Here is a 21433-nt window from a genome sequence, read left to right as displayed (position 1 = left end):
GGGAAACGGCGTGAGCGATAGCCTTCGGCTCATGACCGCACCGCTTATCTCGGGTAAGGGCCGCCGCAGCGTCGCGGCTCTCGCAGCCGTGTCCGCCGGACTCCTCGTCCTCTCCGCCTGCGACAAGCCGACGCCGCTCGCGACCGTGACGGTCGGCAGCTCGTCCGTCTCGTCCGAGGCCAAGTGCACCAAGGCCAAGGACGCGCAGGAGCTCACCACGGAGAAGGTGCAGGAGTGCCTCTCCAGCATCAAGTCCGGCAAGACCATCGAGTACGGCCGCGGCGACACGCTGCGCCTGGGCGTCGAGCCCGAGGTCGTCGAGGACGGCAAGCAGTGGCAGGCGGTCCTGGACGGCCAGCCGATCACCGAGCCGTCCGACAACACCTACCGCTCCTTCCCCGGCGCCGACGTCTTCGCGACCGGCGGCCAGGGCGAGGCCCCCGAGTCCAAGAAGCTCGCCTTCATCCAGCTCAGCAAGGACCAGAAGCCCCTCGCCGTCTGGTCCTTCACCCTCAAGCTGAAGAAGTAACCCCGGCAGCAACAGGGTGCGCGCGCTCATCGTGACCGCGGTGGCGGCGGAGGCCGACTCCGTCGCCGCCGGTCTGACCCCTCATCCGGACCCGGCGGACCGCGACGCGCGCAGCCGCCCCCTGCCCGGGGGCCGTTCGGTCACCCGTTACGACGTACCCGGCCTCGCCTTCGACGTGCTGGCCGGGGGCGTCGGTCCGGCCGCCGTGGCGGCGGCCACCGGCGCGGCCCTGGCCGCGGCGGAGCACCCGTACTCCCTCGTCGTCTCGGCCGGCATCGGCGGCGGCTTCCAGCCCGCCGCACCCGTCGGCTCCCTCGTCGTCGCCGACGCGATCGTCGCCGCCGACCTCGGCGCCCAGACCCCGGACGGTTTCCTGACCGTCGAGGAGCTGGGCTTCGGCCGCGCCGCCCACCTGCCGCCGGCCGACCTCACCGCCCGCGTCGCGGAGGCCACCGGGGCGCTCCTCGCGCCCGTCCTCACCGTCTCCACCGTCACCGGTACGGCCGCCCGCGCCGCCGAACTGGCCGCCCGCCACCCGCTGGCGGGCGCCGAGGCGATGGAGGGCTTCGGCGTCGCCGAGGCCGCCGCCGCGCACGGCCTCCCGGTCCTGGAGATCCGTGCCGTGTCCAACCCGGTGGGCCCGCGCGACCGGGCCGCCTGGCGGATCGGCGACGCGCTCGCGGCCCTCACGGAGGGCTTCCACCGTCTCGTACCCGTACTCCAGACCTGGAGGCACGATGCCCGGAACGACTGAACCGGCGACAGAACCGGTGAACGGACCGGCGACCGGACCGAAGGCCGAGCCGGAGGAAGAACCGGCGACCGGACCGCTGCGGATCGCGTACTCGCCCTGCCCGAACGACACCTTCGTCTTCGACGCCTGGGCCCACGGCCGGGTCCCCGGCGCGCCCGGCCTCGACGTCACGTTCGCCGACATCGACCTGACCAACGGGATGGCCGAGCGCGGGGAGTTCGACGTGCTCAAGGTCTCGTACGCGGTGCTGCCCTGGGTGCTCGACGAGTACGCGCTGCTGCCCTGCGGGGGCGCGCTCGGCCGCGGCTGCGGGCCGCTGGTGCTGACCCGGGAGCCGGGCCTGGACCTCGGCGGGCGGACCATCGCGGTGCCGAGCGAGCGGTCGACGGCGTACCTGCTCTTCCGGCTGTGGGCGGCGGACGTGCTGCCGGAGCCGGTGGGACGGGTGGTGGTGATGCCGTTCCACGAGATCATGCCGGCCGTGCGCGACGGCAGGGTGGACGCCGGACTGGTGATCCACGAGGCGCGGTTCACGTACCGGGAGTACGGGCTGCACTGCCTCGCGGACATGGGCGAGCACTGGGAGTCGACGACCGGGCTGCCCATCCCGCTGGGCGCGATCATCGCGCGGCGGTCCCTGGGCGAGGAGACGCTGCGGGCGCTGGCCGAGGCGGCCCGTGCGTCGGTGCGGATGGCCTGGGACGACCCGGAGGCCTCACGGCCGTACGTACGGGCGCACGCGCAGGAGCTCGCGCCGGGGGTGGCGGACCAGCACATCGGCCTGTACGTCAACGAGTTCACCGCAAACCTGGGTGAATCGGGCTATGCGGCGGTGCGGGGGCTGCTGACGCGGGCGGCCGCCGAGGGGCTCGTACCTGCGCTGCGGCCGGACGCGCTGGCGTTCCCCTGAGCAGCCGACTTCTTCGGCTCCGATCTGACGAACGCCTGTGCCCCGCCACCTCTTCGGGTGGCGGGGCACAGGCGTTTGACCATGGCTCCGGGGCGTGGCTCCGGATCGTGCGTCAGACGTCCAGCTGGTCCGCGACGGCCCGCAGCAGGCCGGCGATCTTCGCGCCGTGCACCTTGTCGGGGTAGCGGCCCCGCTCCAGCATCGGCGTGATGTTCTCCAGCAGCGTCGTCAGGTCCTGCACGATCGAGGCGAGCTCGTCGGGCTTGCGGCGCTGGGCGGCCGCGACGGAGGGCGCCGGCTCCAGGACCGTCACCGAAAGCGCCTGGTCACCGCGCTGACCGGCGACGACGCCGAACTCGACGCGCTGGCCGGGCTTGAGTGAGTCGACCCCGGCAGGGAGCACCGACGAGTGGACGAAGACGTCTCCGCCGTCGTCCCGGGAGAGAAAGCCGAAGCCCTTCTCGCTGTTGAACCACTTGACCTTGCCGGTAGGCACGTCTGTCCTCTGTCCTTGTGCTCGTCGGGTCCTGGGAGCCGCGGAAAACGGCTCTGGATAGCAGTACAGCGGGTCGTCCCGACCCGCCATCCACCAGGCTAATGGTCCCGGGGCGGCTGACAAGACGTCCCCCGGTGCTTCCTTCGGCCTGGGAACTACCCTGGTCGGGTGACTGGTACTCCTCTTCCCGGCCATTCCGCCGAAGCTCACGCCGCCGGCCCGCGGGACCCCCAGGACGAGCCCCGTCCCGGCGACGGTCTGGTGCGCGCGGGCGGCATCGTGTTCATCGTCGGCGCGGTGGCCACGCTCGTGACGATGGCGCCGCTCTTCCTCGGCACCGACCCCTTCCCGCCGGTCGCGTACGCGGTCTGCATGCTGATGGGCGTCGGCTTCGCGGTGGCGGGAGCGGGCGTGCTCCGCTCGGCCGCCGCGCAGCGCCGCGAGGCGGCGCGCAGCACGGGCTGACGGCGGTCGGGGGCAGGTGTGCCGCCGGGCCTGACGGCGGTCGAGGTCGAGGTGACGCCGGCCGGACCGGGCCGGACCGGACCACGATCGCCGGCACGACGGCCGGCGCAGGGCCGGCCGGCCGGCCCGCACCCGCCCGCACCCGCCCCCGTACATCCCCAGCCCGCCAGGGCGCACGCAACCGCGCACCCGGACCTGGCATCGGCCCCACAACGGGCCCGCGCCCGGCACGCATCCGGCATCGGGCCTTACCCCGGGCCCTACCGGGTCCCAGGGCCCAGGTCGCGTCCGTCCCAGCCTCAGGCTCGCGGCAGCGGGGCGAACTCGGCAGCAGCCGCGTACTCCGCCAGCCAGGCCGGCAGCTCCGTCAGGTCGGACAGGATGACGTCGGCGCCGGCGGCCCGCAGTTCATCCGCCCCGCAGGGACCGGTCGGCACGCACACCGACAGTGCGCCGGCCTCGCGCGCACCGCGCACGTCGCCGACGTGGTCGCCGACGTAGACGGTCGCGCCGTACTCGCGGAGGGCCTCCGCCTTGGCCTCGGCCCACAGCCAGCCGATCACCGCGTCCATCTCGATGCCGACGTGGTCGAGGTGCATGCGGGCGTTGGGCTGGTACTTGCCCGTGACGACGATCGCCCGGCCGCCGAGCTCGCGCACGGCGGCGACGGCCGCGAGCGCGCCCGGCATCGCGGGGGTCGCGGCGATGGCGTGGGTGGGGTAGATCGCGCGGTACCGGTCGGCCGCGGCCTCCAGGCGGTCCGCCGGGAACCAGTTGGCCAGCTCCTCCTCCAGCGGCGGCCCGAGCCGCGTGACGGCGGCGTCGGCGTCGATGTAGGTGCCCGTCTCGCCGGACAGCGCCAGGTAGGTGGCGTGGATGCCGGGGCGCGAGTCGATGAGCGTCATGTCGAGGTCGAAGCCGACGGTGAACGGGCGGGCGGGACCGGTCTGGTTCATGCGGCCATTCTGCCGACCCCGCCGCCCGAACGGGGTAACGCGGCCTGATCCCACCCTGACCACGAGGTGAACCCAACGCCAAGCCAGCGCCGCAGCCCGGCAGGGACCGCACCGGCCCGAGCGCCTGGGCGAGTCCGGGCCGTTCATACCGCGGGCGGCGGGCGCCGGGCGAGAGACGGCGCCCGGCGCGAGATTGGCGGGCGGCCCCACCGGGAGGTCAGGGGCGGCGCGACCGCCACACCAGGTACGCCGCCGAAGCCACAGCCGCGGCCCGGACGACCCACCAGCGCAGATCGGTGAAGGCCTCCCCCACCCCGTCGGGCCCCAGCGGCGCACCCCACCGCTCCGTGCTGCGGCCCCAGATCCAGACCACCGCGCCCGCAAGCACCAGGCCGGGCAGCCCCAGCACCACCCACTTCCGCTCCGTGAGCGTCATGGTCCGCGACCCGTACGCCAGCAGCCAGCCCACCGCGAGCACCATCCAGTACCCACTGACCGCCCCCGCCACCAGCACGGCCGCGGCCAGCAGCAGGAAGGCGTGAGGCTTGACCCGCGCCGGAGCCGCGGCAGCGCCCGCGGCCGGAGCCGGCTCCGCTGCCGCCTCCGGCGCACCGGCGGCCGCCGCCTTGGCCTCGCGCCGCTCGCGGAGGGCGCGTACGACCGTCCGCACCCGCCCCACCGGCTTCCGTGGCGCCGCCGGACCGGCCTCCGGCTCGGCGGCCGGCTCCTCGTCCTCATCCGTCACCGGCCGCTTCAGCAGTTCCGGGATCTCGATGCCCCCGGCGAAGCCCTCGACCTGCGTACCCGGACCGAAAGGCGCCGGCTCGACCCGCCACCAGTCGGGCTCGCCGTCGGAGTCGCCGAGTTCGTCGAGGCCGGCCAGGTGCGGCGGCGCCGGGGCGGTGGCGGAGCGGGGCGGCGGCACCTCGGCCTCCCGGGCCGCCTCCCGCGCCGCCTTGCCGAACCGCCGCGGCCCCCGCTGTCCCGGCACCGCGGGGGCCGGCTCCGCTTCCGGGGGCGCGGCCAGCACCGCCGGGCCGCCTTCCGCGACCGAGTCCAGGACCTGCTCCGGGCTCCCGAGCCGCTCCAGGATCCGCCGCACCGACGCCGGGGTCTCCTGCTCGTACCGGGCGCGCTGGCGGTCGATCTCGTTCCGCAGCGTCGAGACCAGGCGCATCCGGTCGCCGGACGGCAGCTGCCGGCGCTGGGCCAGGTCGCCGACCCGGCTCAGGTAGTCGTAGACCAGTTGGTCGCTCTCGATCCCCACCGCGCGTCCTCTCCCGCCCCTCTCGCCTGAAGCGAAGGTAGCGCGTGGGCCGGACACTCGGCGGGATCTCGCGCAGGGGCTAACGTTGGCCGGATGGACCAGGAGGCGAACGTGTCCGACACCCCGCACAGCCCGCACCCCTCCGCCGGCCCGGCAGCCGGCGCCGAGCCGCGTTCCGCGACCGAACCCTCCACCGCGTCGCAGACCGTCCCGGACACCTCCTCGGACCCTGCCCCGGCCGACGCCTCCGGAACCGGCGCCGGCACCACCGGCACCGCTGCCGCGACCAGCACCTCCAGCGCCTCCGGCGCCACCCCCGCCGCCCCCCGCTCCCTGGCCGAGGCCCTCCGGGCGCAGGACGACGTGGCGCTCGGCGCGCTGTTGCGGGCCCGGCCCGACCTGCTCAGCCCGGTGCCGAACGACCTGACGCAGCTCGCCACCCGTGCCGGCACCCGCGCCTCCGTCGTGCGGGCCCTGGAACGCCTCGACCGCTTCGCCCTCCAGACCGCCGAGGCCCTCGCGGTGGCACCGGACCCGTGCCCGTACGAGGTGCTGGAGCGCCTGATGACGGGCGAGGGCGCGGAGCCGTACGAGCCCTCCGGCGCGGACGCCCCCGAAGTCACCCCCGCCGACGTGCGGGCAGCCCTCCCCCACGCCGTGGCCCGGCTGCGCGAGCAGGCCCTGCTCTGGGGCGACGACACCCGGCTGCGCCTGGTCCGCACCGCCCGCGAGCTCCTCGCCCCCGCCGCCTCCCGCCCCTCCCCCACCGGTCTGGGCCCGACCGTCGCCGAGGCCACCGCCGGCATGTCGCCGGGCCGGGTGCAGGAGATCGTGGCCGCCGCCGGACTGCCGGCCACCCACGACCCGGTGTCCGCCGTGACCGCCCTCACCGGGCTGTTCACCGACCGGCAGCGGATGGCGGCCCTGCTCGACGGCGCCCCCGCCGAGGCGCACCAGGTGCTGGCCCGGCTGGTCTGGGGACCGCCCTACGGCGAGGTCACCCCGAACCCCGCCCCGCCCGTGCGCTGGCTGCGCGACCGCGGGCTGCTGCTGCCGACCTCGGCGCGCACCGTCGTACTGCCCCGCGAGGTCGCCCTGCACCTGCGCGACGGCCGGGCGCACCGGACGCCGGACCCCGTGCCGCCGCCCGTGGAGGCGGCGAAGACGCACCGTCCACAGCTTGTGGACGGGAACGCGGCGGGCCAGGCCCTCGCCGCCGTCGCCACCGTCGAGGAGCTGCTGACCTCCTGGGAACACGGCGGCCCGCTGGTGCTGCGCGCGGGCGGTCTCGCCGTACGCGACCTGAAGCGCACCGCGGCCACCCTCGACGTGCCCGAGACGACGGCCGCCTTCTGGATCGAACTCGCCTACGCGGCCGGGCTGCTGGCCAGCGACGGCGAGGCCGACGAGCGGTACGCGCCGACGCCCGCGTACGACGAGTGGCTGGACCTCCCGGCCCACGACCGGTGGGCGGCCCTGGCGGTGGCCTGGCTGCCGGCCACCCGCGTGCCGGGCCTGGTCGGCGAACAGGACGCCAAGGCGCGGACCCTGTCCGCGATGGGCCCGGACCTGGACCGCTCCGCCGCGCCGGAGGTGCGCCGCCGGGTGCTCGAACTGCTCGGCGCGCTCCCCGAGGGCGGCGCTCCCGACCCCAAGGCGCTGCTCGCCCGGCTGGACTGGGAGCGGCCGGTCCGCAGCGGTACGAGCGACCTGCGGGCCCGGCTGGCCCGGTGGGCGCTGGCCGAGGCGGAGCTGCTGGGCGTCACCGGCCGCGGCGCGCTGTCCACGCAGGCGCGCCCGCTGCTGACGGCGCCGCCCGCGCACGGCTTCGGGCACGGCCACGGCCACGGCCACGCGGGCCAGGACACGGGTACGGCCGCGGGCGCGGGCACCGGCACGGACTCCGCCCTGGAGGGGAAGGCGCTCCGGCAGGCCGTCGGCGCGCTGCTCGCCCCACTGCTGCCGGCGCCCGTCGACCACGTACTGCTCCAGGCCGACCTGACCGCCGTGGCGCCCGGGCCGCTGGAACGTCACCTCGCCGACACGCTGTCCGTACTGGCGGACGTCGAGTCGAAGGGCGGCGCGACGGTCTACCGCTTCACCCCGGCCTCCGTGCGCCGCGCGCTGGACGCCGGGCGCGCCGCCTCCGACCTGCACGCCTTCCTCGCCGAGCACAGCCGCACCCCGGTGCCGCAGCCGCTGGCCTACCTGATCGACGACGTGGCGCGCCGCCACGGGCACCTGCGGGTGGGCGCGGCCTCCTCGTACGTGCGCTGCGACGACGACGCGATGCTCGGCGAGATCCTGGCCGACAAGCGCTCCCAGGGGCTCGGCCTGCGGCGGCTCGCGCCGACCGTGCTGGCCGCGCAAGCCGACCCGACCACCCTGCTGGAGGGGCTGCGCACGATGGGCTTCGCGCCGGCCGCCGAATCCGCCACCGGCGACGTGCTGGTGGCCCGGGCCGACGCCCACCGCACCCCGCCGCGCACCGCCCCGGTGCCGGTGCCCGAAGGCCCGCCGGTACCGGACGCGACGCTGCTGGGCGCGGCGGTACGGGCCATCCGCGCCGGCGACCTGGCGGCGACGGCGGTCCGCAAGGAGCCGGCCCCCGCCGCGGCGGCCGCCCCGGGCGAACTCCCCCGCACCAGCCCCGCGGAGACCCTGGCCACCGTCCAGGCCGCCGCCCTCACCGGCACCGCGGTCTGGATCGGCTACGTCAACGCGGAGGGCGCCGCCTCGCAGCGCGTGATCGCCCCCGTCCGCGTCGAGGGCGGCTTCGTCACCGGCTACGACCACACCGCCGACGAGGTCCGCACGTACCCCCTCCACCGCATCACGGGCGTGGCCGAACTGGCGGAGGACCACATCTGACCGGATGGACCACGCGGGGGTCCGGCGGCGCGGACCCCGGAAAACCGGTGGCCAGTGGGGTGCCGGGCGGCGCAGGGTGGCTCCATGGACCAACAGCGGAACCGGCGGATACGGGCCCTCTACGGGGAGCGGACCGTGACGGTGTATCAGGCGTACGGGGCACACATCGGGCGGCCCGCGGTGCGGGACGGGCGGTTTCCCGGGGCCTGGAAACGCGACCGGATGACGTGGATCAAGCCCAGCTTCCTGTGGATGATGTACCGCTGCGGCTGGGGCACCAAGGCCGACCAGGAGACCGTGCTCGCCGTCGAGATCGCCCGCGAGGGCTTCGACCGGGCCCTGCGCGGGGCCTGCCTCTCTCACTACGAACCCGCCGTGCACCCCGACCGCGAGGCGTGGCGGCGGCAGTTGCAGGAGACCGAGGCGCGGGTGCAGTGGGACCCCGAGCGGGACCTGCGGCTGAACGCCCTCCCCCACCGGTCGCTCCAGCTGGGCCTCTCGGGCAGCCTGTCCCGCGCGTACGCCGACGAGTGGACGGTCTCCATCCGCGACGTCACCCCGCTCGCCCGGCAGGTCCACGCACTCGTACGCGCCGGCGACGACACCGCGGCCCGAGCCCTCCTCCCCGAGGAGCGGCCCTACCCCGTCCCCGAGGGCGGCCTGGCCCACATCAACGGTTAGGTGACCGGCATGGCGGGCGCGATCTGGCTGCTCCTGGTGTTCACCCCCTTCCTCGGCGGCGTCGCCTGGCTGGGGTTCGCGAAGGCGTGGAGCGCGTGGCGCCTGGAGAACGGGGGCAGGGCCGCGGAGGCGGAAGTGGTCTCCGTGACGACGCGGAAGGACGGCGCCGGCGACGTGCGCCACCACCCGGTCGTCGCGTTCACCGCCGAGGACGGCCGCAGGATCGAGCGGGAGGCCCCGCACGGCACGCACCACCCCCGCTTCGCCAGGGGCGACTTCACCGTCGTCGTGCACGACCCGCGCAAGCCCGACCGCTTCCGCCTCGAAGGCGACCCCGACCCGGCCGGAGCCGGCTGGTCCCTGCTGAGCCTCCTCTGCCTCGTCACCGTCGCCTTCCTCTGGACCGAACTCCTCTGACGCCCCCTGGCGCCCCGGTCCCCGCTGCGCCCCCGCCCGGCGGTCCCGTACGGCACACTGGAGGTTTGGCCCCGCGCAGCCGATGCCGGGCCGCCACTCCACCGTGAAGGGAACAGCGTGAACGGGCCCCTCATCGTCCAGAGCGACAAGACGCTCCTCCTCGAGGTCGACCACGAACTCGCCGACGCGTGCCGCCGCGCCATCGCGCCGTTCGCCGAGCTGGAGCGCGCTCCGGAGCACATCCACACCTACCGGCTGACGCCGCTGGGGCTGTGGAACGCCCGCGCCGCCGGGCACGACGCCGAGCAGGTGGTCGACGCGCTCGTCGAGTTCTCCCGCTACCCGGTGCCGCACGCACTGCTCGTCGACGTCGCCGAGACCATGGCCCGCTACGGCCGGCTGACCCTGAGCAAGCACCCGACGCACGGCCTCGTGCTGACCAGCACGGACCGGCCGGTGCTGGAGGAGATCCTCCGGTCCAAGCGGATCACCCCGCTGGTGGGCCAGCGGATCGACCCGGACACCGTCGCCGTCCACCCCTCCGAGCGCGGGCAGATCAAGCAGACCCTGCTGAAGCTGGGCTGGCCGGCCGAGGACCTGGCCGGTTACGTCGACGGCGAGGCGCACCCCATCGACCTCCGCGAGGACGGCTGGGCGCTGCGCCCGTACCAGCGCCAGGCCGTCGACGGCTTCTGGCACGGCGGCTCCGGTGTCGTGGTGCTGCCCTGCGGCGCCGGCAAGACCCTGGTCGGCGCGGGCGCGATGGCCGAGGCCAAGGCCACCACGCTGATCCTGGTGACGAACACCGTCTCCGCCCGCCAGTGGAAGCACGAGCTGGTCAAGCGCACCTCGCTGACCGAGGACGAGATCGGCGAGTACAGCGGTACGCGCAAGGAGATCCGGCCCGTCACCATCGCGACCTACCAGGTGCTGACGACCAAGCGGAAGGGCGTCTATCCGCACCTGGAGCTCTTCGACTCCCGTGACTGGGGCCTGATCGTCTACGACGAGGTGCACCTGCTGCCCGCGCCGGTCTTCAAGTTCACCGCCGACCTGCAGGCGCGCCGGCGGCTGGGGCTGACGGCGACGCTGGTCCGCGAGGACGGGCGGGAGTCCGACGTCTTCTCCCTGATCGGGCCCAAGCGGTTCGACGCGCCGTGGAAGGAGATCGAGGCGCAGGGCTACATCGCCCCGGCCGACTGTGTCGAGGTGCGGGTCAACCTGACCGAGAGCGAGCGGCTGGCGTACGCGACGGCCGAGACGGAGGAGAAGTACCGCTTCTGCGCGACCACCGCGACCAAGCGGAAGGTGACCGAGGCGCTGGTGGCCCGGCACCGCGGCGAGCAGACGCTGGTCATCGGGCAGTACATCGACCAGCTGGACGAGCTGGGCGAGCACCTGGACGCGCCCGTCATCAAGGGCGAGACCTCGAACGCCCAGCGGGAGAAGCTGTTCGACGCCTTCCGCGAGGGTGAGATCAACGTCCTGGTGGTGTCGAAGGTCGCGAACTTCTCGATCGACCTGCCGGAGGCGACCGTCGCCATCCAGGTGTCGGGCACGTTCGGTTCGCGTCAGGAGGAGGCCCAGCGGCTGGGCCGGGTGCTGCGGCCGAAGGCGGACGGCCACGAGGCGCGCTTCTACTCGGTGGTGGCGCGGGACACGATCGACCAGGACTTCGCGGCGCACCGGCAGCGCTTCCTGGCCGAGCAGGGCTACGCCTACCGGATCATGGACGCCGACGAGCTGCTGGCCGGCGAGCCCGAGTAGGGCGTGACGCGGGAGCCTGTGCCTGTGCGGGCTCCCTGGTACGGCAAGGCGTCCGGGTCCCCCGAGGACCCCGGGCGCTCGGTCAGCGACGTATGACTCCCGCGTCCTCGGCGTACTCGCCGAGGAGGACCACGCTGACGGCGGTCGCCGCGAAGACCCGCGCGGCGCGGAAGAGGCCGCCGCCGCGGAGGCGGGCGGAGGTGTCGGAGGGGGTGGCGGCCGCACTGCTGTGGCGGCCGCCCTGGACCGGGTTGAAGGTTGCGGTGCTCATGGATCCATGGTCCTTTTTCCGCCCGCCCCGCACATCGCTCTACGGAGCCATCCTCCGAGCCCCCCGCGTCATACTCCCGGGGCATCCCCTCCCCCCAGAGGTCTACCGAAGGTCTCATCCGGGCCCGTAGGGAGCGCGGGGAGGGGACCCGGAACAAGCAGGCACGGAGCCCGGAACGAGCAGGCACGGAGCCCGGAAGGAGCAGGCACGGAGCCCGGAAGGAGCAGCTCGGCCGGCCCGACGCCCCGGCCCGTAATCCGTTCGCGCCCCGACGGACCGCGGACTACAATCGCCCGTCTTGCCGCCTCCCGCCGCGCCACGGGGAGTGCTGCCGACCGGACGGAAACCGGCCGGCCACGCTTCACTGAACCTTGAGGAATCCATAGCTGGAGGCAGTACCGTGCCCGCGCACGCCCCCGATCCCGCGTCCCCGCATGCCGATGCGCACCCGCTCGGCCTCCCCCACGACACCCCGGCCGACAACCCCCTCGACCGCGAGCGCGCCCACCTGGCGTCCTCCCGCTCCGCACTCCGCGCGATGCGCGAGGACGTCGAGTCCCTCGACATCCGCGACGTCACCGCGAACTGGGTCAACGCCCTGATCCTCACCGCGCAGATCGAGGACCGCATCAAGGCCCTCGCCGACCTCGCCGACACCCCGCTCTTCTTCGGCCGCCTCGACTACCTCCACGCCCCCGGCGCGGAGCTGGCGGAGGGCGCCGGCGGGGAGCGCTTCTACATCGGCCGGCGCCACGTCCACGACGCCGAGGGCGACCCGATGGTGATCGACTGGCGCGCCCCCGTCTCGCAGCCCTTCTACCGGGCGTCGAAGAAGGACCCGCAGGACATCGCGCTGCGCCGCCGGTTCGGCTACACGGGCGGCGACCTCACCGCGTACGAGGACGAGCACCTCTCCGACCCCGCCGAGTCCGCCGCCGTCAGCAAGCTGCTCCAGCAGGAGATCGAGCGCCCCCGCGTGGGCCCCATGCGCGACATCGTCGCCACGATCCAGCCGGAACAGGACGAAATTGTCCGATCCGGACTTTCCGGCAGCGTCTGCGTCCAGGGCGGACCCGGCACCGGGAAGACCGCCGTCGGCCTGCACCGGGTCGCGTACCTGCTGTACGCCCACCGCGAGCGGCTGGCCCGCACCGGCACCCTGGTGATCGGCCCGAACCGCTCCTTCCTCCACTACATCGAGCAGGTGCTGCCGGCCCTGGGCGAGCTGGAGGTCAAGCAGGCCACCGTCGACGACCTGGTGGCCCGCCCCGGCGTCGAGGTGCGCGGCGAGGACTCCGCGGAGACCGCCGTGGTCAAGGGCGACGCCCGCATGGCGGAGGTGCTGCGGCGCGCCGTGCGCGCGCACGTCACGCTGCCCGAGGAGGCGCTGATGGTGGTGCGCGGTTCGCGCCGGTGGCGCGTGCCGTCGTACGAACTCCAGGAGATCGTGGAGGAGTTGCGCGCCCGGGACATCCGGTACGGGGCGGCCCGCGACGCCCTGCCGCAGCGGATCGCGCACACCGTGCTGGTGCGCATGGAGCAGGCCGGCGAGGCGCCCGACGACCGGGTGCAGGACGCGGTGGCCCGCAATGCGGCCGTGAAGGCGGCCGTGAAGGAGATCTGGCCCGCGGTCGACCCGGCGAAGCTGGTGCTGCGGCTGCTGTCCGACCCCGAGTACCTGGCCGAGCACGCGGACGGGCTGCTGTCGGAGGAGGAGCGGAAGCGGATCCTGTGGGCGAAGCCGTACCGCAGCGTGCGGTCGGCGAAGTGGTCGGCGGCCGACGCCGTGCTGATCGACGAGGCCGCCGACCTGGTCGAGCGGACGCCGTCCCTCGGGCACGTCGTGCTCGACGAGGCGCAGGACCTGTCCCCGATGCAGTACCGGGCCGTGGGCCGGCGCTGCACGACCGGCTCCGCGACGGTCCTCGGCGACCTGGCGCAGGGCACCACGCCGTGGGCCACGCGCAGCTGGGACGAGGCGCTGGCGCACCTGGGCAAGCCGGGTGCGGTGCTGGAGGAGCTGACGGCGGGCTTCCGCGTGCCGCGCGAGGTGATCGCGTACGCGTCGCGGCTGCTGCCGTCGATCTCGCCGGGGCTGGCGCCGGTGTCGTCGGTCCGTGAGACGCCGGGCTCCCTCGCGGTGACCGAGGTGGCGCCGGACGGGCTGACGGCGGCCGTGGTCGAGGCCTGCCGGGCCTCCCTCGCACACGAGGGCTCGATCGGTCTGATCGCCGCCGACGCGCGGATCCCGGTGCTGGCGGAGGCGCTGGCCGGGGCGGGCATGCCGTACCTGTCGCCGGGCGAGGAGACGACGGCCGAGTCCCGGCTGACGCTGGTGCCGGCCTCGCTGGCCAAGGGTCTGGAGTACGACTACGTCGTGCTGGACGAGCCGCAGGCCGTGGTGGACGGCGAGGCGGACGAACGGACCGGGTTGCGCCGGCTGTACGTGTGCCTCACCCGCGCCGTCTCCGGCCTCACGGCCCTGCACGCGGCCCCCCTGCCGGCCGCGCTGCGCTGAGCTTGGCCGCGCGGTGTACGGCACCGGGTGCGGGTGGGCACGGGGTGCGGCTCGGCTGCCCTGCGGGGCTGTTCCCCTACCCGCCCTTCCACCGTTCCCCGGGGCTCCGCCCCGGACCCCGGGAGGCCGGCACCCCGGGAGGCCCAGGCCTCCCGGGGTGGGGGCTGTGGCGGTACGGGTCGCCCGTGTCGCCGGGGCCCGGGCAGACGCCTACGACAACGCTTCGCGCCAGGCCGTCACCGCCGCCGCCGAGACCGGGGACGACCAGCCGTCCGGGCGGGCCGCGCCGCCGATGTGGAAGGCGTCCACACCGGCCGCGCGGAGGGCCGGGAGGTGGTCCAGCCGCAGGCCGCCGCCGACCAGGATCTGCGCCTCGTACCCCGGCTCACCGCGACGGGCGGCCTCCGCCCGCAGCACCGGCAGGCCCGCGTCCACGCCCTCGGCCGCGCCGGCCGTCAGGTAGGTGTCGAGGCCGGGCAGGCCGGCCAGCTCCTTGCGGAGCTGGTCGCGGTCGGCGGCGCGGTCGATCGCCCGGTGGAAGGTCCACCGGCAGCCCTCCAGCTCCGCGGCCAGCCGCTCCACGGTGACCAGGTCGGGGGTGCCGTCGGGGTTCAGGAAGCCCAGCACGAACTCCTCCGCGCCCTCGGCGCGCAGGGCCCGCGCCGAGGCCACCAGGGCGTCGACGTCCCCCGCGGCGAACCCGTCGGCGGCCCTCAGCATCACGCGCAGCGGGATGTCCACGGCGGCCCGGATCGCCGCGAACGTCTCCCTTGGCGGGGTCAGGCCGTCGGCCGCCATGTCGGTGACGAGCTCCAGACGGTCCGCTCCACCTGCCTGGGCCGCGACCGCGTCCTCGGCGTTGAGGGCGATCACCTCCAGGACCGCACGGTTGCTCATAAGGCCTCATTCCTTCGGGATGCTGCTGCTATGGGGAAGTTTGCCGAACAGGTCTAGTCCAATATCAGGGTACGCACCTCCGGGCGCGGTCCACCAGCACCTTCACACTCCCGGCCCCGGCCGCCGCCCACCACAATGAGCGCATGCCGACCGATACCGCGCAGCTCGAAGCCCGCTGGCACGCCACCGTCGAGGCCGCCCGGGGCTCCACCTCTCCGGATGCCCCGGACCCCGCCCCCTACGCAGCCCGGCTGCTGGCCGCCTGGGCGGAGCCGCAGCGGCGCTACCACACCACCGAGCACCTCGCCGCGGTGCTGGACCGGATCGACGTGCTGGCGGAGCACGCCGGGGACCCGGCCGCCGTACGCCTGGCCGCCTGGTTCCACGACGCCGTCTACCGCCCGGACCGCTCCGAGAACGAGGAGCGCAGCGCCGCCCTCGCCGAGCGCGCCCTGCCCGAGCTGGGGCTCGCGCCCGCGCTGACCGCCGAGGTGGCCCGGCTGGTACGGCTCACCGTCACCCACGACCCCGCCCCGGGCGACCGCGACGGCGAGGTGCTCTGCGACGCGGACCTGGCGGTGCTGGCGGGCGCCCCGGAGGAGTACGCCGCCTACGCGGCCGCCGTACGGGACGAGTACGGCTTCGTCCCCGACGAGGCCTTCCGCGAGGGCCGGGCCGCGGTGCTGCGACAGCTCCTCGCCCTCCCCCGGCTCTTCCGCACCCCGTACGGCACGGAGCACTGGGAGGCCACGGCCCGCAGGAACCTGGCCACGGAGCTGCGGCTGCTGGCGGGCGCCGGCGAGGGGTGAGGGGTCCGGTCCCGGCGGTTTCCGGCCCGGCGGGAATGCGCCGGCGTTCCGGGCGGTTGATCCATTTCATGCCCGCAGCCGCAGTACGTCCCCGTATGCCCGTGGCCGTCTACATCCTCGGCCTGTCCGTCTTCGCACTCGGCACGAGCGAGTTCATGCTCTCCGGCCTGCTGCCGCCCATCGCGGAGGACATGGGCGTGTCGATCCCACAGGCGGGCCTGCTCATATCGGCCTTCGCCATCGGCATGGTGATCGGCGCCCCGCTGCTCGCGGTCGCCACCCTCCGGCTGCCCCGCCGCACCACCCTGATCTCCCTGATCAGCCTCTTCGGACTGGGTCAGGTCGCGGGCGCGCTAGCCCCCACGTACGAGCTGCTCTTCGCCTCCCGGGTGGTCTCCGCCCTCGCCTGCGCGGGCTTCTGGGCGGTCGGCGCGGCCGTCGCCATCGCGATGGTCCCGGTCGGCTCCCGCGCCCGCGCCATGGCCGTGATGATCGGCGGCCTGTCCATCGCCAACGTCCTCGGCGTCCCCGCGGGCGCCTTCCTCGGCGAGCACTTCGGCTGGCGGTCCGCCTTCTGGGCCGTGGCGGCCGCCTCCGCGATCGCCCTGGCCGGCATCCTGGGGCTGGTCCCCCGCATCCCGCTGCCCGAGCGGCGCCCGTCCCTCTCCCGCGAGCTGCGGATCTACCGCGACCGGCAGGTCTGGCTCTCCGTGGCCGTCACCGCGCTCGCCGCGGGCGGCGTCTTCTGCGCCTTCAGCTACCTCGCGCCCCTGCTCACCGACGTGGCAGGACTGGACTCCGGCACCGTGCCGACCGTGCTGGCACTCTTCGGCATCGGCGCCCTGGTCGGCACGACCATCGGCGGGCGGGTGGCCGACGCGCACCTCTTCGGGGTGCTGCTGACCGGCATCACCGCGTCCACCGTCTTCCTGGTGGCGCTGGCCCTCTTCGCGTCCTCGCCGGCCGCCGCGGTCACGCTCTCGTTCCTGATCGGCGTGTCCGCCTTCTACACCGCGCCCGCGCTGAACGCCCGGATGTTCAACGTCGCCGGCGCCGCCCCCACCCTGGCCGGGGCCACGACCACCGCCGCCTTCAACCTCGGCAACACCGGGGGCCCCTGGCTCGGCGGCACGGTCATCGACGGCGGCCTCGGCTTCTCGGCCACCGCGTGGGCGGGCGCCGCGATGACGGTGGTGGCGCTGGCCCTGGCCGGACTGTCCCTCCGCCTGTCGTCCCGTACCCGCGTGGTCACGGGCTCCGCGGGCAGCCCCGCCGCCGCGCAGGCCGACGTACTGACCCACTGACGCACGCAAGCCCTCACGCAGCACGCACTGACCCGCTGACCCACTGACACGCACACCCGGTCCGGGGCGCCGGGCCCGGACTACGCCCGCGCCCGCCCCTTCGGGCGCCGCAGACCGGCCTCGGTGATCCGGCGGACCAGTTCCTTGCTGCCGATCTCCACCGCGCCCGCCGCCACCGCGTCGGCGTACCGCTCCGACGGCACGTCGTAGTGGTCGCCGTCGAAGGCGCGCGCCGGGCAGCCGATGGACGCCGCGAAGGCGTGCAGTTCCTCGTGCGACACGTCGCTGACCATGTGCGACCACATCCGCCCGTGGCCCGGCCAGGTCGGCGGGTCGATGTAGACCGTCACCGGCCGAACACCCCGCCCAGCCGGCCCACCGACGCCACCGTCACACCGGCCTTGCCGCACACCCAGTGCGGGTCGGGGCCCAACTCGGGCTCCACGTCGAGCGCGTGCGGGTCGCCGGCGGAGCACACCGGGCAGAGCGGCCAGCGCCCGTACTTCTCCAGGAGCGAGTCCTGGACGTCCTGGGCTATCAGGCCCGGCAGGTAGTCGATCCCCTCCGGCCACTGTTCCACCCACCAGCGGCGGTGCGAGACGGAGTCCTCGACCAGCGAGACGACGTCCGCCTCGGCGACCTCCAGGGCGACGAGATCGGCGAGGACGAGGGCGCGGGCAGTGTGCAGCGCCTGTTCCAGGGGGGTCGCGTGAGCCATGCGCCCATTGTGAACCCACCGGACGCAAGTGGCGAAGGCCCTCTTTCCGGCGGTAGAGGTCATCGGAACGCGGCGCCCTATGGCGGATTGACGCCCGGATCGCACTGAAAATACCTTTCAAGGGTGAGCCGGAAGCCGAAGGAAACTTTCAGCGAGGCCCCGACCCCCGCCGCCCTGCGCGCCCGGATCAGCACCCTCGCCGCCTCCATGCCCCACTCGATGCGGGCCGTGGCGGACGCGGTCGCCACCGATCCGGCCGGCTGCGCGCAGCTCACCGTCACCGGCCTCGCGGCGCGTACGGGGACCAGCGAGGCCACCGTCGTCCGCACCGCCCGGCTGCTCGGCTATCCCGGCTACCGCGACCTGCGCCTCGCGCTCGCGGGACTCGCCGCGCAGCAGGCGGGCGGCGCCGCTCCGGCCGTCACGGCCGACATAGCCGTGGACGACTCCCTCGACGACGTGGTCGCCAAGCTCGCCCACAAGGAGCAGCAGACCCTCGCCGACACCGCCGCCGGTCTCGACACCGCGCAGCTCGCGGGCGCGGTCGCCGCGCTGGCGGAGGCCCGCCGGGTCGACCTCTACGGCGTGGGCGCCTCCTCGCTGGTCGCCCAGGACCTCGCGCAGAAGCTGCTCCGCATCGGACTGGTCGCCCTCGCGCACGCCGACCCGCACCTCGCGATCACCAACGCCGTACAGCTCCGTCCGGGTGACGCGGCCGTCGCGATCACGCACTCCGGCTCGACCGGGGACGTGATCGAACCGCTGCGGCACGCCTTCGAGCGGGGCGCGACGACGGTCGCGATCACCGGCCGCCCCGACGGTCCGGTCACGCGGTACGCCGACCTGGTGCTGGCCACCCCGTCCTCGCGGCAGGGCGGGTTCCGGCCCGCGGCCATGTCCAGCCGGACCAGCCAGCTGCTGGTCGTGGACTGCCTGTTCGTGGGGGTGGCGCAGCGTACGTACGAGACGGCGGCGCCGGCCCTGGCCGCGTCACACGAAGCCCTGGCGCCCCGGCACCGGGCGCCGGGCCCGGCGCGCACGACCGCCGGCACCGCCCGTACTGCCGCCGGCACGGCCCGCACGACCGCCGGCACCGCCCGCACGACCGCCGGCACCGCCCGTACGACGGCCGGGCCCTCCCGCACCGACGACCACCCCGCCGCCCCCGGAAGGCCGGCCGCACGCCCGAGGAGCCGCCCCGCGCCCGAGGACTGACGACCACCCGCCCCGCCCCTCCCCCCACCCCCGAGGAGTCACCCCCATGACCGCGTACGCGGAGCTCCGCGCCCAGCTCGAAACGCTCACCACCGAGGCCTTCCGCCCCGAACTCGCCGAGATCGACCGGCAGTCCACCCTCGACATCGCCCGCACCATGAACGCCGAGGACGCCACCGTCCCGGCCGCCGTCGCCGCCCGGCTGCCGCAGATCGCGGCCGCCATCGACGCGACCGCCGAGCGGATGGCCCGGGGCGGGCGGCTGGTCTACGCGGGCGCGGGCACAGCCGGACGGATGGGGGTGCTCGACGCGAGCGAGTGCCCGCCGACCTTCAACACCGATCCCGCGCAGGTGGTCGGCCTGATCGCGGGCGGCCCGACGGCGATGCTCAAGGCCGTGGAGGGCGCCGAGGACTCCAAGGAGCTGGCCGCGGCGGACCTGGCGGCCCTGGACCTCTCCGAGCGGGACACCGTGGTCGGCATCTCCGCGTCCGGGCGCACCCCTTACGCCATCGGGGCCGTCGAGTACGCCCGCACCCGCGGCGCGCTCACCATCGGCCTGTCGTGCAACGCGGACAGCGCGCTCGCGGCGGCCGCCGAGCACGGCATCGAGGTGGTGGTCGGCCCCGAACTCCTCACGGGCTCCACCCGCCTGAAGGCCGGCACCGCGCAGAAGCTGGTCCTGAACATGCTGTCCACGGTCACGATGATCCGGCTGGGGAAGACATACGGGAACCTGATGGTCGACGTACGCGCCTCGAACGAGAAGCTGCGGGCCCGTTCCCGGCGCATCGTCGCGCTCGCCACGGGCGCGCCGGACGAGGAGATCGAGGCCGCCCTGACCGCCACGGGCGGCGAGGTCAAGCACGCCATCCTGACCATTCTCGGCGACGTCGACGCGCCCACCGCCGCCCGGCTGCTCGACGCGTCGGGCGGCCACCTGCGCGAGGCACTCGCGGCGTCCCGCTGACGGCCCGCCACCCGCGTACGCCCGCCCGCCTCGGCACCGGCGCCGCGGCACCACTCGACCGCCCCCCCCTTCGGCCACTGCCCAGCACCCCCACAGCAAGGCACCCCACCCCATGGACAAGAACCGCGCCACCGCCGCCGCGATCCTCCCCCTCGTCGGCGGCCCCGCCAACGTCACCTCCGTCGCCCACTGCATGACCCGGCTCCGGCTAGGCCTACGCGACCGCGCACTCGTCGACCACGAGGCCCTGAAAGCGCTGCCGGCCGTGCTAGGCGTCGTCGAGGACGACACGTACCAGATCGTGCTGGGGCCAGGGACGGTCGCCCGCGTGACGCCCGAGTTCGAGGCGCTGGTGGCGGAGGCGGCGCCGAGTCCACCCCCCACTCCGGCCGCGGAGGAACTGGCCACCCGGGGCGCCGAGCTGAAGGCGGCCCAGAAGGCCCGCAACGCCACCCCGTTCAAGCTCTTCCTGCGCCGGATCGCGAACATCTTCGTGCCGCTGATCCCCGCCCTCATCGGCTGCGGCATCATCGCGGGCCTGAACGGCCTGCTGACCAACCTCGGCTGGGCCCCCGCGATCGTGCCCGCCCTGGCCGCCATCGCCTCCGGCTTCATGTCCCTGATCGCGGTGTTCGTCGGCTACAACACCGCCAAGGAGTTCGGCGGCACGGCCATCCTGGGCGGCGCGGTGGCCGCGATCATCGTCTTCCCCGGCGTCGCGAAGATCACCGCCTTCGGCCTGCACCTCTCGCCCGGCCAGGGCGGCGTACTGGGCGCGCTGGCCGCGGCCCTGCTGGCGGTGTACGTGGAGAAGTGGTGCCGGCGCTGGATGCCCGAGTCCCTCGACGTACTCCTCACCCCCACCCTCACCGTGCTGATCTCCGGCCTGGTCACGATCTTCGGCCTGATGTTCGTCGCGGGCGAGGTCTCCCAGGCCATCGGCACCTTCGCGAACCGGCTGCTGGCCTCGGGCGGCGCCCTCGCCGGTCTGGTCCTCGGCGGCCTGTTCCTCCCGCTGGTGATGCTGGGCCTGCACCAGGCGCTGATCCCGATCCACACCACCCTGATCGAGCAGCAGGGCCACACCGTCCTGCTCCCGATCCTGGCCATGGCGGGCGCGGGCCAGGTCGGCGCCGCGATGGCGGTGTACCTCCGGCTGCCGCACAACGGCTCGATCCGCGCCACCATCAAGTCGGCCCTGCCCGCGGGCTTCCTGGGGGTCGGCGAGCCACTGATCTACGGCGTCTCGCTCCCGCTGGGCCGCCCGTTCGTCACGGCCTGCGTGGGCGGGGCGGCCGGCGGCGCCTTCGTGGGCCTGCTCAACCAGCTCGGCCACTCCTTCGGCTCCACCGCCATCGGCCCCTCGGGCTGGGCGCTCTTCCCGCTGCTGGACGGCCCGGGCCCCCTGGTCACCACCATCGCGATCTACGCGGCCGGCCTGCTGACCGGCTACGCGGTGGGCTTCCTGGCCACGTACTTCTTCGGCTTCACGGACGAGATGCTGGCCGACCTGAACGCGGCCCCGCAGCCGACGGCCACCGCCACGCCCGGCCCGACCCCGGACAAGACCCCGACCCCGGTCTGACACGGGTACGCGGACCCGGCCGGGCGGCACCCC

General features: G+C 74.8%; 20 protein-coding genes and 1 pseudogene. 14 read left to right on the top strand and 7 right to left on the bottom strand.

Annotated features, from left to right (window positions below; genetic code table 11):
• The first annotated feature begins 31 nt into the window (after nucleotides 1-31).
• From ACIQUQ_RS14655 to ACIQUQ_RS14645, 3 genes are read left to right on the top strand one after another with little or no spacing between them, the layout of a single operon-like run.
• A complete protein-coding gene (locus ACIQUQ_RS14655) occupies nucleotides 32-529 on the top strand; it encodes a DUF2771 domain-containing protein (RefSeq protein ID WP_399939272.1) in 498 nt (165 codons plus the stop codon).
• A 16-nt stretch (nucleotides 530-545) separates the two neighbouring features.
• Entirely contained in the window at nucleotides 546-1283 is a 738-nt protein-coding gene (locus tag ACIQUQ_RS14650) for a futalosine hydrolase (RefSeq protein WP_403975331.1), read from the top strand.
• Nucleotides 1267-2193 carry a 1,4-dihydroxy-6-naphthoate synthase gene (locus ACIQUQ_RS14645; RefSeq protein WP_403975329.1) on the top strand — a complete coding sequence of 309 codons (927 nt, stop codon included), beginning with the start codon at nucleotides 1267-1269 and terminating at the stop codon, nucleotides 2191-2193. Before ACIQUQ_RS14650 ends, ACIQUQ_RS14645 begins: the two co-directional genes overlap by 17 nt.
• A 112-nt stretch (nucleotides 2194-2305) precedes the next feature.
• Here the strand turns inward: ACIQUQ_RS14645 and ACIQUQ_RS14640 are convergent, their stop codons facing one another.
• The gene (locus ACIQUQ_RS14640; protein WP_403975326.1) at nucleotides 2306-2689 is read right to left on the bottom strand and encodes a cold-shock protein; all 384 of its coding nucleotides are present in this window, start codon (nucleotides 2687-2689) and stop codon (nucleotides 2306-2308) included.
• A gap of 258 nt (nucleotides 2690-2947) precedes the next feature.
• Between ACIQUQ_RS14640 and ACIQUQ_RS14635 the strand changes: the two genes are divergently transcribed.
• Nucleotides 2948-3154: a hypothetical protein gene (locus tag ACIQUQ_RS14635; RefSeq protein WP_399940492.1), complete on the top strand. Its 207-nt coding sequence runs from the start codon at nucleotides 2948-2950 to the stop codon at nucleotides 3152-3154.
• Nucleotides 3155-3453: 299 nt separating this feature from the next.
• On the opposite strand, the gene ACIQUQ_RS14630 is transcribed toward ACIQUQ_RS14635, so the two are convergent.
• Nucleotides 3454-4110 carry an HAD family hydrolase gene (locus ACIQUQ_RS14630; RefSeq protein WP_403975324.1) on the bottom strand — a complete coding sequence of 219 codons (657 nt, stop codon included), beginning with the start codon at nucleotides 4108-4110 and terminating at the stop codon, nucleotides 3454-3456.
• A 217-nt stretch (nucleotides 4111-4327) separates the two neighbouring features.
• On the bottom strand, nucleotides 4328-5377 hold the full coding sequence (locus ACIQUQ_RS14625) for a hypothetical protein (protein ID WP_403975322.1): 1050 nt from the start codon (nucleotides 5375-5377) through the stop codon (nucleotides 4328-4330).
• Between the two features lie 93 nt (nucleotides 5378-5470).
• Between ACIQUQ_RS14625 and ACIQUQ_RS14620 the strand changes: the two genes are divergently transcribed.
• The 4 genes from ACIQUQ_RS14620 to ACIQUQ_RS14605 all read left to right on the top strand — a co-directional run bounded on the left by ACIQUQ_RS14620 (nucleotide 5471) and on the right by ACIQUQ_RS14605 (nucleotide 11113).
• Entirely contained in the window at nucleotides 5471-8248 is a 2778-nt protein-coding gene (locus tag ACIQUQ_RS14620; RefSeq protein ID WP_403975320.1) for a helicase-associated domain-containing protein, read from the top strand.
• Nucleotides 8249-8332: 84 nt separating this feature from the next.
• Nucleotides 8333-8929 (top strand): DUF4291 domain-containing protein, encoded by a 597-nt coding sequence (locus ACIQUQ_RS14615; protein WP_403975318.1) that lies wholly within the window; start codon nucleotides 8333-8335, stop codon nucleotides 8927-8929.
• 9 nt (nucleotides 8930-8938) lie between these two features.
• Nucleotides 8939-9346 carry a DUF3592 domain-containing protein gene (locus ACIQUQ_RS14610; protein WP_403975316.1) on the top strand — a complete coding sequence of 136 codons (408 nt, stop codon included), beginning with the start codon at nucleotides 8939-8941 and terminating at the stop codon, nucleotides 9344-9346.
• A gap of 117 nt (nucleotides 9347-9463) precedes the next feature.
• A complete protein-coding gene (locus ACIQUQ_RS14605) occupies nucleotides 9464-11113 on the top strand; it encodes a DNA repair helicase XPB (protein ID WP_403975314.1) in 1650 nt (549 codons plus the stop codon).
• Nucleotides 11114-11195: 82 nt separating this feature from the next.
• Here the strand turns inward: ACIQUQ_RS14605 and ACIQUQ_RS14600 are convergent, their stop codons facing one another.
• Complete coding sequence (locus tag ACIQUQ_RS14600; protein WP_399939249.1) at nucleotides 11196-11384, bottom strand: hypothetical protein; 189 nt, start codon at nucleotides 11382-11384, stop codon at nucleotides 11196-11198.
• Nucleotides 11385-11784: 400 nt separating this feature from the next.
• Between ACIQUQ_RS14600 and ACIQUQ_RS14595 the strand changes: the two genes are divergently transcribed.
• Entirely contained in the window at nucleotides 11785-13902 is a 2118-nt protein-coding gene (locus tag ACIQUQ_RS14595) for a HelD family protein (RefSeq protein ID WP_403975312.1), read from the top strand.
• A gap of 210 nt (nucleotides 13903-14112) precedes the next feature.
• Here the strand turns inward: ACIQUQ_RS14595 and ACIQUQ_RS14590 are convergent, their stop codons facing one another.
• Nucleotides 14113-14799: a copper homeostasis protein CutC gene (locus ACIQUQ_RS14590; protein ID WP_403975309.1), complete on the bottom strand. Its 687-nt coding sequence runs from the start codon at nucleotides 14797-14799 to the stop codon at nucleotides 14113-14115.
• Between the two features lie 143 nt (nucleotides 14800-14942).
• Here ACIQUQ_RS14590 and ACIQUQ_RS14585 point away from each other — a divergent pair, with 143 nt between their 5' ends.
• On the top strand, nucleotides 14943-15608 hold the full coding sequence (locus ACIQUQ_RS14585) for a hypothetical protein (protein ID WP_403975307.1): 666 nt from the start codon (nucleotides 14943-14945) through the stop codon (nucleotides 15606-15608).
• A 95-nt stretch (nucleotides 15609-15703) separates the two neighbouring features.
• The gene (locus tag ACIQUQ_RS14580; RefSeq protein WP_403975663.1) at nucleotides 15704-16912 is read left to right on the top strand and encodes a Cmx/CmrA family chloramphenicol efflux MFS transporter; all 1209 of its coding nucleotides are present in this window, start codon (nucleotides 15704-15706) and stop codon (nucleotides 16910-16912) included.
• 80 nt (nucleotides 16913-16992) lie between these two features.
• Here ACIQUQ_RS14580 and ACIQUQ_RS14575 read toward each other — a convergent pair whose 3' ends face one another.
• Together ACIQUQ_RS14575 and ACIQUQ_RS14570 are read right to left on the bottom strand one after the other, a co-directional pair.
• Nucleotides 16993-17262, bottom strand: a complete 270-nt coding sequence (locus ACIQUQ_RS14575; RefSeq protein WP_399939238.1) for a DUF4031 domain-containing protein — start codon at nucleotides 17260-17262, stop codon at nucleotides 16993-16995.
• Nucleotides 17259-17630, bottom strand: coding sequence for a hypothetical protein (locus ACIQUQ_RS14570; protein WP_403975305.1), 372 nt, complete (start codon nucleotides 17628-17630; stop codon nucleotides 17259-17261). The genes ACIQUQ_RS14575 and ACIQUQ_RS14570 overlap by 4 nt, the downstream gene beginning before the upstream one ends.
• A gap of 123 nt (nucleotides 17631-17753) precedes the next feature.
• Between ACIQUQ_RS14570 and ACIQUQ_RS14565 the strand changes: the two are divergent.
• From ACIQUQ_RS14565 to ACIQUQ_RS14555, 3 genes and pseudogenes are all read left to right on the top strand, one after another.
• Nucleotides 17754-18647, top strand: a pseudogene (locus ACIQUQ_RS14565) (MurR/RpiR family transcriptional regulator); the annotation flags it as partial.
• 244 nt (nucleotides 18648-18891) lie between these two features.
• The gene (gene murQ, locus ACIQUQ_RS14560; protein ID WP_403975303.1) at nucleotides 18892-19815 is read left to right on the top strand and encodes an N-acetylmuramic acid 6-phosphate etherase; all 924 of its coding nucleotides are present in this window, start codon (nucleotides 18892-18894) and stop codon (nucleotides 19813-19815) included.
• Between the two features lie 112 nt (nucleotides 19816-19927).
• Nucleotides 19928-21400 (top strand): PTS transporter subunit EIIC, encoded by a 1473-nt coding sequence (locus ACIQUQ_RS14555; RefSeq protein ID WP_403975300.1) that lies wholly within the window; start codon nucleotides 19928-19930, stop codon nucleotides 21398-21400.
• Nucleotides 21401-21433 lie beyond the last annotated feature (33 nt).

This window comes from Streptomyces sp. NPDC101118, assembly GCF_044759445.1.
Taxonomy (GTDB): Bacteria; Actinomycetota; Actinomycetes; order Streptomycetales; family Streptomycetaceae; genus Streptomyces.
This window is presented reverse-complemented; position numbering and strand designations above follow the sequence as displayed.

Coding starts and splice junctions, on each gene's coding strand:
- ACIQUQ_RS14630 (WP_403975324.1), bottom strand. CDS start 4,110: ATGAACCAGACCGGTCCCGCCCGCCCGTTCACCGTCGGCTTCGACCTC.
- ACIQUQ_RS14600 (WP_399939249.1), bottom strand. CDS start 11,384: ATGAGCACCGCAACCTTCAACCCGGTCCAGGGCGGCCGCCACAGCAGT.
- ACIQUQ_RS14585 (WP_403975307.1), top strand. CDS start 14,943: ATGCCGACCGATACCGCGCAGCTCGAAGCCCGCTGGCACGCCACCGTC.
- ACIQUQ_RS14645 (WP_403975329.1), top strand. CDS start 1,267: ATGCCCGGAACGACTGAACCGGCGACAGAACCGGTGAACGGACCGGCG.
- ACIQUQ_RS14655 (WP_399939272.1), top strand. CDS start 32: ATGACCGCACCGCTTATCTCGGGTAAGGGCCGCCGCAGCGTCGCGGCT.
- ACIQUQ_RS14555 (WP_403975300.1), top strand. CDS start 19,928: ATGGACAAGAACCGCGCCACCGCCGCCGCGATCCTCCCCCTCGTCGGC.
- ACIQUQ_RS14610 (WP_403975316.1), top strand. CDS start 8,939: ATGGCGGGCGCGATCTGGCTGCTCCTGGTGTTCACCCCCTTCCTCGGC.
- ACIQUQ_RS14620 (WP_403975320.1), top strand. CDS start 5,471: ATGGACCAGGAGGCGAACGTGTCCGACACCCCGCACAGCCCGCACCCC.
- murQ (WP_403975303.1), top strand. CDS start 18,892: ATGACCGCGTACGCGGAGCTCCGCGCCCAGCTCGAAACGCTCACCACC.
- ACIQUQ_RS14570 (WP_403975305.1), bottom strand. CDS start 17,630: ATGGCTCACGCGACCCCCCTGGAACAGGCGCTGCACACTGCCCGCGCC.
- ACIQUQ_RS14615 (WP_403975318.1), top strand. CDS start 8,333: ATGGACCAACAGCGGAACCGGCGGATACGGGCCCTCTACGGGGAGCGG.
- ACIQUQ_RS14580 (WP_403975663.1), top strand. CDS start 15,704: ATGCCCGTGGCCGTCTACATCCTCGGCCTGTCCGTCTTCGCACTCGGC.
- ACIQUQ_RS14590 (WP_403975309.1), bottom strand. CDS start 14,799: ATGAGCAACCGTGCGGTCCTGGAGGTGATCGCCCTCAACGCCGAGGAC.